13 protein-coding genes are annotated in these 10,809 nt (G+C 65.8%); 11 read left to right on the top strand and 2 right to left on the bottom strand.

What is annotated here, in order from left to right; genetic code table 11:
• From WA317_RS03215 to WA317_RS03200, 4 genes are all read left to right on the top strand, one after another.
• On the top strand, nt 1-412 hold a 412-nt coding region (locus tag WA317_RS03215), incomplete at its 5' end, for a DUF3418 domain-containing protein (protein ID WP_425171665.1).
• A 24-nt stretch (nt 413-436) separates the two neighbouring features.
• A complete protein-coding gene (locus tag WA317_RS03210; protein WP_425171664.1) occupies nt 437-1,327 on the top strand; it encodes an SDR family NAD(P)-dependent oxidoreductase in 891 nt (296 codons plus the stop codon).
• Between the two features lie 188 nt (nt 1,328-1,515).
• Entirely contained in the window at nt 1,516-1,695 is a 180-nt protein-coding gene (locus WA317_RS03205; RefSeq protein WP_425171663.1) for a hypothetical protein, read from the top strand.
• A gap of 42 nt (nt 1,696-1,737) precedes the next feature.
• Nucleotides 1,738-2,298 (top strand): sugar O-acetyltransferase, encoded by a 561-nt coding sequence (locus WA317_RS03200; protein ID WP_425171662.1) that lies wholly within the window; start codon nt 1,738-1,740, stop codon nt 2,296-2,298.
• Here WA317_RS03200 and WA317_RS03195 read toward each other — a convergent pair.
• Nucleotides 2,295-3,125, bottom strand: a complete 831-nt coding sequence (locus WA317_RS03195) for an LLM class F420-dependent oxidoreductase (protein WP_425171661.1) — start codon at nt 3,123-3,125, stop codon at nt 2,295-2,297. The genes WA317_RS03200 and WA317_RS03195 overlap by 4 nt on opposite strands.
• A gap of 275 nt (nt 3,126-3,400) precedes the next feature.
• Between WA317_RS03195 and WA317_RS03190 the strand changes: the two genes are divergently transcribed.
• The 4 genes from WA317_RS03190 (at nt 3,401) to WA317_RS03175 (ending at nt 6,405) form a co-directional block, all read left to right on the top strand.
• A complete protein-coding gene (locus tag WA317_RS03190; RefSeq protein ID WP_425171660.1) occupies nt 3,401-4,636 on the top strand; it encodes an osmoprotectant NAGGN system M42 family peptidase in 1,236 nt (411 codons plus the stop codon).
• A 96-nt stretch (nt 4,637-4,732) separates the two neighbouring features.
• On the top strand, nt 4,733-5,089 hold the full coding sequence (locus tag WA317_RS03185; RefSeq protein WP_425171659.1) for an STAS domain-containing protein: 357 nt from the start codon (nt 4,733-4,735) through the stop codon (nt 5,087-5,089).
• A gap of 29 nt (nt 5,090-5,118) precedes the next feature.
• The gene (locus tag WA317_RS03180) at nt 5,119-5,553 is read left to right on the top strand and encodes an ATP-binding protein (protein ID WP_425171658.1); all 435 of its coding nucleotides are present in this window, start codon (nt 5,119-5,121) and stop codon (nt 5,551-5,553) included.
• Nucleotides 5,554-5,607: 54 nt separating this feature from the next.
• Nucleotides 5,608-6,405 (top strand): HugZ family protein, encoded by a 798-nt coding sequence (locus WA317_RS03175; protein WP_425171657.1) that lies wholly within the window; start codon nt 5,608-5,610, stop codon nt 6,403-6,405.
• 28 nt (nt 6,406-6,433) lie between these two features.
• On the opposite strand, the gene WA317_RS03170 is transcribed toward WA317_RS03175, so the two are convergent.
• Entirely contained in the window at nt 6,434-7,627 is a 1,194-nt protein-coding gene (locus WA317_RS03170; protein WP_425171656.1) for a PucR family transcriptional regulator, read from the bottom strand.
• An 85-nt stretch (nt 7,628-7,712) separates the two neighbouring features.
• Here WA317_RS03170 and WA317_RS03165 point away from each other — a divergent pair, with 85 nt between their 5' ends.
• From WA317_RS03165 to WA317_RS03155, 3 genes are all read left to right on the top strand, one after another.
• Nucleotides 7,713-8,804: a ferredoxin reductase gene (locus WA317_RS03165; protein WP_425171655.1), complete on the top strand. Its 1,092-nt coding sequence runs from the start codon at nt 7,713-7,715 to the stop codon at nt 8,802-8,804.
• A gap of 45 nt (nt 8,805-8,849) precedes the next feature.
• Nucleotides 8,850-10,028, top strand: coding sequence for a fatty acid desaturase family protein (locus WA317_RS03160; protein WP_425171654.1), 1,179 nt, complete (start codon nt 8,850-8,852; stop codon nt 10,026-10,028).
• A gap of 47 nt (nt 10,029-10,075) precedes the next feature.
• A partial coding sequence (locus tag WA317_RS03155) for a lipase family protein (RefSeq protein WP_425171653.1) occupies nt 10,076-10,809 on the top strand: 734 nt, incomplete at its 3' end.

Here is a 10,809-nt window from a genome sequence, read left to right as displayed (position 1 = left end):
GCAGTTGGTGCTGCCGAGCCGGCCACCGCCGACGCAAACCGACGCGATCGCCGACGTCCGCGCTCAACTGCACCGGCTCTTGCCGCGCGGGTTCGTTGCCGCCGCCGGGCGCGCGCACCTCGAAGACCTCACCCGCTATCTGACCGCCGTGCGTCGGCGGCTCGACCGGCTGCCTCACGCGACCGCGGCCGACCGGGAGCGGATGCAGCAGGTACAGGCTGTGCAGGACGCGTACGACAAACTGGTGCAAGGATTATCGCCGGCGCGGGGGACGGCAGCGGACGTGCGCGAGATCGCCTGGCAAATCGAAGAGCTACGGGTGAGTCTGTGGGCGCAGCAGCTCGGCACACCGCGTCCGGTGAGCGAGCAGCGAATCCACCGGGCGATCGACGCCGTGCGGGACCGGTTGTGAGTGTGGCCCGTTACTCTGATCGCCGTGACGCCAATGTGGTCGCCGAGTCGACTCGGCAGCTTGACGGGTATCCGAGTCGTCGTGACCGGGGCTACGAGCGGCGTCGGCCTGGGCACCGCGCATGCGCTCGCTACAGCGGGCGCGGAAGTGATTATGGCTGTGCGCAACACCGACCTCGGCCGGCAGCGCGCCGCCGAAATCGGCGGCGCGACCAGCGTGGTGAAGCTTGACCTGGCCGACTTGTCGTCAGTGCGCACATTCCCGACGCTGATCGACGGTGCTATCGACATTCTGATCAACAACGCCGGCACATTGACCCAACGCCGAATCGACACGGTCGACGGATTCGAGATGACGTTGGGCACCAACATGCTTGGACCTTTTGCTCTGACCAACTTGTTGCTGCCGCGGGTGCGTTCGAAGATCATCATCGTCGGCTCCGATGCTCACCGCTCAGCGACATTGCGGCTCGACGACATGCACCTGCGCGACCACAAGTGGACGGTGATGGGCGCTTACACTCGCTCGAAGCTCGCGGTGATGTTGTGGGGCCTGGAGCTTGACCGCAGGCTTCGTGCAGCCGGCGGGCGGGTGACGGCTCAGCTCACCCATCCCGGCTGGGTGGCGTCGAATCTATCGCAGGTTTCCGACTCACCGCTGATGTCGCTCGCCCACCGGGTGGTCAAGACGGTGGCCAATCGGTTGGCCAACGACATCGACAAAGGTGCGGCGCCCACCCTGTATTGCATCAGTGAGCCGATCCCGCCGGGCAGCTATGTCGGTGTCAGCGGTCGACTCGGCCTGCGCGGCGGTCCGGTGCTCATCGGCCGTTCCGCGGTCGCGTGCGACTACGAGGCCGCCGAGCGGCTCGTCGCGTTCGCCGAAACCGAGACGGGCACAACGCTTCCGGTATAGCCCTCGACCCTGGAGCGTACGTCACATACCGGTATTGCCGACGAGCACCACCCGGCCGCTGTGCCACGACGGCATTCGGATCTGGCTGAGGTGGCGAAGGATTTCCGGCGACCTCGGACACCGGGACGCTGCGCGGTGACGTCATCGCCCTGCTACAGCTTGCCAACCAAGTCCGGTTCCGGCTCGTCATGCTGCTGTTCACCCGACTCGGCGGCTCCTACCGGGAGGCCGGTACCAAGCGGTTGCCGGTGGACCTGTCCCGCCACGAACTGATGATGACGTTGCAACCCGTGCCGGACAAGGTGATCGAGAACATCGCCGACGAAATTTTTTCGCCGCTGGTCCGATTGAACGCCACTGAAGGATAGCGTCCGCGAAAGCTATAGGGACAGAACGTATCGTGTGGCTGCATGCGAAGTCAGCGTGAGCGCATGCTCAGCGGGGAACTCTATGACGCCGGCGATCCCGACTTGGTGGCACGCCGCCGGGCTTGCCAGCGCCTACTGGACCGGTACAACGCGCCATGCGCAGACGACGACGTGAGGCAGCAGCTGCTGCGTGACTTGCTCGCATCACTGGGGGACAGTTCGTCTGTCATGCCGCGATTCCAGTGCGACTACGGCACTCAGATCTCCATCGGCGCAAACACTTTCGTGAACTACGACGCGATCCTGCTCGACTGCGCGCCCATCTCGATCGGCGATCACGTCTCGATCGGTCCCCGCGCGCAGCTTCTGACGCCGCTGCACCCTGTCGACGACCACAACGCCCGTCGGCAGGGTTGGGAGTCAGCGTCTCCCATAGCAGTGGGCGACAACGTGTGGCTGGGAGCCGGCGTCATCGTGTGTCCCGGCGTAACGATCGGCAACAACTCGGTCGTCGGCGCAGGAAGCGTCGTGACCAGAAGTGTGGAGCCGCACGTGCTGGCCGTCGGTAACCCGTGCAGGGTGGTCAGAAAGCTTCCCGGTTAGCCGCGGTACTGACTCACCAGGGCAGCGCGCTCGTCCAGCAGTCGCAGTGACTCGTCGAGTGACCGGGTGGGCAATAGCAACGCCAATTGGCCGAAACCAAGGTCCTCGGCGGCATGCCAGTAGTCGAGATCGCCGGGCGTGCCGAACATCGCCAGCGGAACATCGTGGCCGGCGCCGTCACGCAATTGGTCTATGCGCTGGGTGAGCTGTTCGATTGGCAGCGGATTGGAGATCCAGCCCGCCTCGTGCCGGATGATCCGCTTGACGGTGGCATTGGAGTTGCCGCCGATGAAGATGGGTGGATGCGGTTGGCGTACCGGCTTCGGGCGGCTGTATGACGGCGGAAAGTCGACGTACTTGCCGTGGTATTCGGCGGGCTCGGTGGTCCAAAGCGCTTTGATGGCCTCGATGCGCTCGTCCAACAGCGCACCGCGGGTCTTCGGATCCGTGCCGTGGTCGCGCAGCTCCTCGATGTTCCAGCCGGCCCCTACGCCGAACACGAAGCGGCCGCCGGAAATCAGGTCGATGCTCGCGGCTTCCTTGGCGGTGATGATCGGGTCGCGTTGAATGAGTAGCGCAATTCCGGTGACCAGCTCGATCTTCGAGGTCACGGCCGCGGCTGCGGCCAGCGTGACGAACGGGTCCAGTGTCCGGTAATAAATCGACGGCAGTTCCCCGCCGAGCGGATATGCCGATTCGCGGCTGGCCGGAATGTGGGTATGTTCTGCGATCACCAACGACTCGAAACCCCGCTCTTCGATGGCCCGTGCCAGCGAAACGGTATCGATGCTGTCGTCGTTGACGAACGTGGAGATCCCGATCTTCATCGCATTGCCCCTGTCTGTCGGTTCAGGGTCACGAACACTCTCGATCAGCCGGTTATTTCCGGTGCTCGCCGAACTGAAGGCCGCTTAGCCGAATACGGCGAGGGCGGGGAGGAACAGAGCGGACGAAAGCTTACTCCGAGCAGGTATGTTGCTCCGCCGATGCGCGCAATCGCTTCAGCCGGCCTCAAAGGCTGTTGCATGGCAGCCCAAGCCGGTCGATCAGGGTGAACCGGTAGGTTAAACGCGACTTCAGACGACGCTCGAAGGGGGAGACCGTGCGCCAGACCGCGGCGATGCCCGAGGCGGTCCGCGTGTGGATGATCGACACGCTGCTCGCGCTACTGCAGACCCCGAGCCCGTCCGGACGAACAGACGCAGTGATGCAGTTGATCGGCGACACGTTCGACGACTTCGGCGTGCCGTTCACCCTGACCCGCCGCGGCGCCCTCAACGCAGAACTCGCCGGTAACTCGGCGACCACTGACCGCGCGCTGGTGGTTCACGCGGACACCATCGGTTGCATGGTGCGCCGGCTCAAGGACAACGGTCGTCTCGAGCTGATCCCGATCGGCACCTTCTCGGCCAGGTTCGCCGCGGGCGCCCGAGTGCGGGTCTTCTCCGACGATCCTGACGAGTTCATCACCGGTACCGTCCTACCGCTGAAATCCAGTGGTCATGCTTTCGGCGGCGAGATCGACACCCAACCCACGGACTGGGAGCACGTCGAGGTCCGCGTCGACCGCAAGGTGTCCTCGCGGGAGGACCTGGTTCGTCTCGGCCTCAACATCGGGGATTTCGTCGCGTTGATCGCCAGCCCGGAGCTCACCGCCGACGGCTTCATCGTTTCCCGGCATCTCGATGGGAAGGCCGGCATCGCGGTCGCACTCGCGCTGGCCAAGAACTTTGCTGAGAACAAAGTGGTGCTGCCGCACCGCACCACGATCATGGTCACCATCACTGAGGAGGTCGGCCACGGAGCAAGCCACGGCCTGCCTCCGGACGTCGCCGAATTGGTTTCGGTTGACAACGCGGTGTGCGCGCCTGGCCAGTACTCCTTGGAAGACGGGGTGACGATCCCGATGGCCGATATGCACGGTCCGTTCGACTACCACTTGACCCGGAAGCTGTGCCGGCTTGCTGAGGAGCGTGGGATCCCGTTTGTGCGAGACGTCTTTCGCTATTACCGGTCTGACGCTGCTGCGGCGATCGAAGCCGGCGCCGGCACCCGGGCCGCGCTGGTCGGCTTCGGACTGGACGGGAGCCACGGTTGGGAGCGCACCCACCTGGGATCCCTGGAGGCGACGTACTGCCTGCTGAACGCCTGGTTGCAGACGCCGCTGACCTTCGCCAAGTGGGACGCCAAGCCGTCCGGCAAGCTGAGCGACTTTCCGTCATCGGAGCAGCCGGCGCCGACCGAGCAGTGGGTGCCGCTGTCGCGTGGTGACCACGCCGAACCCGGCGATGTGTCGCCCGGTGAGCACTGGCCGCCGTCGGAGGGGCCTCAGGTCTGAGACGTCAGTCAGATTTGAAAGTGGTGAACACACTACGGTTCGACCCGTGACGAAAAAGGACCCCGCCGAATACCGGTTGACCGTAGAGGGACGACCATGACGCGAAGCGAACTATTCGCAGTAAACCGGCGCGACGATGGTGAGGCGGTGGTGTTAACGGTCAGCGGCGCCTTGGACACAATCACCACCCCCTCGCTGGCGACTCACCTTGACGTGGTCCTGACCAGCGGGCCGGCAGTACTGATCGTGGATCTCACCGGCGTGGACTTTCTGTCCTCGGCGGGCATCAACCTTCTCGTCGAGACTCACCACCTCACGGCCAGAACCGCCATCATGCTGCGCGTGGCAGCCGACGGGCCCGCCACCAGCCGACCGATGCGCAGCCTAGGCGTCGATCAGGTCGTGGACCTCTATCCGACCGTGACCGAAGCGATACGCGGACGGCCGCGATAAACCCCCGGACGCGCGGGTATGTCATTGTCATGACCGCAATCGACCAGCCCGGTACACCGACGTCGCTGCAGCGTGTGGGCCTTGCGGATCCACTGGCAGCCGCCGGATTGCGCCGCGACCTTGGCCAGTGGCTGCATGAGGCAGTGTCGCCGCCGGTGTCGGCGACCCGATATTCCGACATCCTGTGCGGCGTCAACGAGGCGCTGGCCAACTGCGCCGAGCACGCGTACAGCACACATCCGGCGCCAGGGCCGATCAGGATGGACGCCACCTACAACCCGTGCCGGCACAGCGTACGGGTTCGGGTTGCCGATCGTGGCACGTGGAAGCAACGCACGGCTGACAGCGGTGCCACCCGCGGACGTGGCTTGGCGTTGATGCACGCCTTGGCCGACCGATGCACGGTCGAGCGGCGTGCCGAAGGCACCACCATCTGCCTGGACTACGACACGCTCACCGAGTGACATCGTCACGGTGATCAACGGTGCAAGCACCCCGGGTGGCGGTACCCTCGCGTCGTGGCGAACCGCGATCATGGCGACCCCGGTGACGCGCCCTCCGCGCCTCCGGCGCTGCAGCCGCCGGCCCACTCTGCTCGTCCGACCGCAGCTGAGCAGGCACGCACCATCGCCGCTGGCGCCAATGCCGGTACCCTGGCCACCCTGACTGCCGACGGTGACCCGTGGGCGTCGTTCGTGGCCTACGGATTGCTGGGCGGAACACCGGTGCTGTGCGTGTCGGACCTTGCCGAGCACGGCCGCAACCTTGCCGGCGACCCGCGGGCAAGCTTGTCGATCGTGGCTGCGAGCAGTGAGACCGACCCGCTGGCGGGAAGCCGAATCACTCTGGCCGGGAGAGTTTCCCACCCGTCGGGCACCGAGCAGGACGCGGTCGCGGCGGCATACCAGAACGCGGTGCCCGCCGCGCGGTTCTACCTCGACTTCAGTGACTTCACGCTGTGGGCGCTGCGGGTCCAGCGGGTGCGTTGGGTTGGTGGATACGGCCGGATGGATTCGGCCACCGGCGAACAATACAACGCCGCGGCGCCGGATCCCGTCGCGCCGGCCGCGGCCGGGGCCATCGCGCATCTCAACGCTGATCACGCCGACGCCCTGGCAGCGATGGCCCGGGCGTTCGGCGGCTATCCCGACACCGACGCCGCGGTGTGCACCGGCATCGACCGCTACGGCCTGGATCTGCGGGTGCAAACCCCGCGCGGAGTAGCCTACGCGCGGGTCGGTTTCGCAGTACCGCTGGATTCCGCCGATCAATTGCGTTCAGCCACCGCCGGTTTGGCTGGCGCGGCCAGTCGATGATTAGTTCGAGCCGGCCAGCTTCGGCCGATCAAGTCGCGACTCCGAGGGCCACCGTCAGTTCGAGGATGGTTCGGGGATCGTTGAGCCGGTCGCCGTAGAGCTCGCGCAGTTGCGTCATCCGGTACCGCACGGTTTGAGCGTGCACGAACAGCTCGTTGGCGACGGCTTCACGGTTTCCTTGATTCAGCACCCAGGACCGCAGGGTCTCGGTGAGTCGCTCGGCAGTGCTGGGACGCAGCCCCGCCAGTGGTGCCAGCAGCTGCTGGCGCAGATCTTCGGCGACCTCGCGGTCGGCGGTCAGGGCGAGCTCGACGAGGTAGTCGTCGGTGTCGACGACCTGGACCTCGTCACCCACCGACAGGTGGCGCGCCCGCAACGCACGCCGGTACGACGACCCCGCCTGGGACCACGGCCGGGCAGGGCCTATCACTGCCGGGCGTCCTTGCAACGCCGAGCGAAGCCGGCTGCGGGCCCGGCCGTCCAGATCGGGAACCAGCAGCACGGCCAGCGCCTCGGCGGGCCCCACACCGGGCAGGTCCTCGCTGAGTTGCAAGGTCGCTTGCCCGAATAACGCTGCCAAGCCCCGGGTCTGGCCCTCGGCCAGCACGATCGCAGTCAGAGTAGTCGGTGGTTTCCAGCCGGCCTTCTCAGCGCTGGCCCGCAGTGTCTCGGCCGGTTCACCGGCGAGTAATTGCTGCGCCAGTCGCTCGAGGTAGCGTTGCCGGACGCGGCCGGTGGTGGCCAGTTCGTCGGCATGTCCGGCCACGCTGGACGCCGAGAGCTCGTCGATGAAGGCGAACACCAGTTCGGCGAACCGTGCGACGGAGCCAGCGGCCAGGCCGGCGCCGACCGCGGCGCCCGACAGCTCTTGCCAGGCCACCCGGGCGCCGACGCGGTAGGCCGACAGCAGAGCGTCCATGGACCGGCCCTGCCGGGCCTCGCCCCGGCCTAATTCGTAGGCACCGTCGAGGGCGGGCGACAAGGTCGCCGCCAGGTCCGAATCTTCCGCGCGTACGGCCAACCGCAGGAAGGCGCCGAGCGCCATCTGCACGGCGTTCTCGATGTTCTGGCCCATCCGGCCGCTGAACGCGTCGGTGTAGCTGGGCACCTCGACGGTCACCGCGCTCACGGTGCGCTCAGCCATCTTCGGGAGCACGGCTTGCAGCGCCGCAACGACGCCGTCGCCCAGTTCCAAGCCGGTGAAGCGCGCACTCTCAGGCAAGACTATTCCTCACGAACAAATCGCGGGTGCTTATTCACTCCCGATGACCAAGACTTTATACCGTTTCCTCAGCGATGGTGGAGACATGACAACGACAGCTCCCCGACCCACGGTGGTCGGCGCGTTGCGTGGACGGGTTATCAGACTCGCCGAGCGAGTGACCACGCCGCTGGTTCCGTCGGACTACCTCGACGTCATCGACCCGTTGCGTTCCCCGAGTGATCTGCGCGGGCGCATCGTCGGCATCCAACCCGAAACGCGCGACGCCGTCAGCGTGGTCATCAAGCCGGGACGCACCTGGCGCACTCACATTCCCGGCCAGTACGTCCGCATCGGCATCGACGTCGACGGCGTGCGGCACTGGCGGGCCTACTCACTGACCTCGACCACCCGGCATCCCGACCGTCACATCGCCGTCACTGTCAAGGCCATCCCCGGCGGCGTCGTCAGCAATCACCTGGTCCGACGCGCCACCGTGGGCACCATCGTGCAAATCGACCAGGCCGCCGGCGACTTCGTTCTCTGCGGACGGCAGCCGGCGAAGACCCTGTTTGTCACCGCGGGCAGCGGCATCACCCCGGTGATGGGCATGTTGCGCAACATGGCCGTGGGGGAGTCCGACGTGGTGGTGGTGCACTCAGCGCCGACCGCCGCCGACGTCATCTTCGGGGGAGAGCTGCGAATGATGGCCCGCCAAGGTCGAATTCGGTTGATCGAGAGGCACACCGATGTCGACGGCATGCTCGACGCCGCCGGTCTCGAGGATCTTGTCGAGGACTTCGCCGACCGGCAAACGTGGGCATGTGGCCCCGCCGGGATGCTCGACGCTCTGCAGGCGCGTTGGGACGCGGACGGTATCGCCGACCGTTTGCACATCGAGCGGTTCCGACCCACAGTGATCACCGCTGGAGACGGCGGCACTGTGACCTTCGCGAAGTCCGACACCGTCGTGCACGCCGAGGGTGCCCAGACACTGCTCGACGCCGGCGAGGCCGCCGGGGTCCTGATGCCGTCGGGCTGCCGAATGGGAATCTGCTTCGGCTGTGTCGCACACCTTCGCCAGGGAGCGGTACGCGACATGAGAACCGGCGACCTCACCACCGCGGCTCCCGGCGACGACGTTGCAATCCAGACCTGTGTGTCCGCCGCCGCGGGCGCATGCGCCATAGACCTCTGAGAACTCCGAGACATCCACCTTCTCTCTCCCATCAGGAGTACCAACATGACTGCTCTGCAACGCAAGCACGACAACCCGATCGCCCATCTGGCCGACGAGGACATCGAGAACCTCGGTGCTGAACTCGACGCCATCCGCGCCCAGGTGATCGCCAGCCGCGGCGAGCGCGACGCCGCCTACATCCGCAAAGTCATCGACGTCCAACGCACACTTGAGCTGAGCAGCCGCGCCTTACTGTTGTTCTCGCTCTTTCCACCCGCGTGGATCGCCGGCACCGCAGGCCTGTCCGTCTCGAAGATCATCGAGAACATGGAGATCGGCCACAACGTGATGCACGGTCAGTGGGACTGGATGCGCGACAACAAGATTCACTCGACCACCTGGGAGTGGGACAGCGCTTCCCCGTCGGAGATGTGGAAGCACTCGCACAACGAGCTGCACCACACCTACACCAACGTGCTCGGTAAGGACCAGGACCTCGGCTACGGCATCATGCGCGTCGACGAAGACCAGCGCTGGAAGGTTTTCTACCTCGCCCAGCCGTTGACCAACTTCATCAACGCCTGCATCTTCCAGTACGGCATCGCCGGCTACGACCTGCAGATCGGCAGATACCTGAAGGGCAAGACAGACCCGGATGTGTTCCGCCGCCAGGCTAAAGACGTGCTGATCAAGATCGGCAAGCAGATGCGCAAGGACTACGTGCTTCACCCGCTGCTGTCCGGCCCTTCGGCGGCGACCACGCTGACGGCGAACCTGACCGCCAACCTCGTGCGCAATCTGTGGACGCATTCGGTGATCATGTGCGGCCACTTCCCCGACGGTGTGCAGACCTACGAGAAGACCTCGATCGACGGCGAGAGCCGCGGCCAGTGGTACCTACGGCAGATGCTGGGCGCGGCCAACATCTCCGGTAGTCCCTTGATGCACTTCATGACCGGCAATCTGTCGTTTCAGATCGAGCACCATCTGTTCCCCGATCTGCCCAGCAATCGCTACCAGGAGATCGCGCCCAAGGTGCAGGGGCTCTTCGCGCGCTATGGACTCGACTACGTCAGCGGGCCACTGCCCAAGCAGGTCGCGTCGGCGTGGAAGAAGGTATTCCGTCTCTCCCTGCCGAACGGCTTTGCCCGGAAAGCCACGGCGGCGATCTGCCCGACCAACGTGACCCATGCTTTGTTCGGAAATCAAACTCCCGCCCGGCCGGCCGAGGCCGCGGCCTGACTGTTGCTGGTGAATCGGGCTTGCCCGAGGACGGATACCGTATGACGATGCACCCGAGTCTCGAGGCCGCCGGCGACGGAGCCGAGTGGTCGGCACCGCATGAGGAGCTTCGAGCCAGCATCCGCCCGGTGCTCCCAGGCGATGACCCGTTCTACCAGCCGCCGCCAGGGTTCGAGCGCACCAAATCAGGCACCGTGCTGCGTTCGCGCGATGTGCAGTTGGCCTTCCTCGGATTGATCCCACAGCGCTTCACCGCCACTCAACTGCTGTACCGGACAACCGACCTGAACAACAACGCGTCGAGCACCGTCACCACCGTTCTGACCCCGTCCGAGCGCACACCCGACAAGCCGTGCCCGATTGTGTCGTACCAGTGTGCGATCGACGCCGTCGCGGGACGCTGTTTCCCGTCCTATGCGTTGCGTCGCAGGGCCAAGGCTGCCGGCGCGCTGGCACAGTTTGAGCTCTTGTTGATAGTAGGCGCGCTTGCCGAGGGTTGGGCCGTTTCGGTGCCGGACCATGGCGGGCCGAACGGCGTATTCGGCGCGCCCTTCGAACCCGGATACTGCGTGCTCGACGGCTTGCGCGCGGCACTGAACTTCGCCCCTTTACAGCTCTCCCCGACAGCGCCCATCGGCCTGTGGGGTTACTCCGGTGGTGGCCTGGCCAGCGCATGGGCCGCCGAAATGTACGACGGCTACGCACCGGAGCTCAACATCGCCGGCGCCGTACTCGGTTCGCCGGTAGGCGATCTCGGCAGTACTTATCACCGTCTCAACGG

The sequence above is a fragment of the Mycobacterium sp. genome, from assembly GCF_049802695.1.
Taxonomy (GTDB): Bacteria; Actinomycetota; Actinomycetes; order Mycobacteriales; family Mycobacteriaceae; genus Mycobacterium.
Note: the sequence above shows the minus strand (reverse complement) of the source record. Positions and strands in the feature narration are given on the sequence as shown.

Excerpts from the sequence above, each read along its gene's own strand:
- WA317_RS03205 (WP_425171663.1), top strand. The coding sequence starts at position 1,516 with ATGCTGCTGTTCACCCGACTCGGCGGCTCCTACCGGGAGGCCGGTACC.
- WA317_RS03200 (WP_425171662.1), top strand. The coding sequence starts at position 1,738 with ATGCGAAGTCAGCGTGAGCGCATGCTCAGCGGGGAACTCTATGACGCC.
- WA317_RS03195 (WP_425171661.1), bottom strand. The coding sequence starts at position 3,125 with ATGAAGATCGGGATCTCCACGTTCGTCAACGACGACAGCATCGATACC.
- WA317_RS03185 (WP_425171659.1), top strand. The coding sequence starts at position 4,733 with ATGACGCGAAGCGAACTATTCGCAGTAAACCGGCGCGACGATGGTGAG.
- WA317_RS03180 (WP_425171658.1), top strand. The coding sequence starts at position 5,119 with ATGACCGCAATCGACCAGCCCGGTACACCGACGTCGCTGCAGCGTGTG.
- WA317_RS03165 (WP_425171655.1), top strand. The coding sequence starts at position 7,713 with ATGACAACGACAGCTCCCCGACCCACGGTGGTCGGCGCGTTGCGTGGA.
- WA317_RS03160 (WP_425171654.1), top strand. The coding sequence starts at position 8,850 with ATGACTGCTCTGCAACGCAAGCACGACAACCCGATCGCCCATCTGGCC.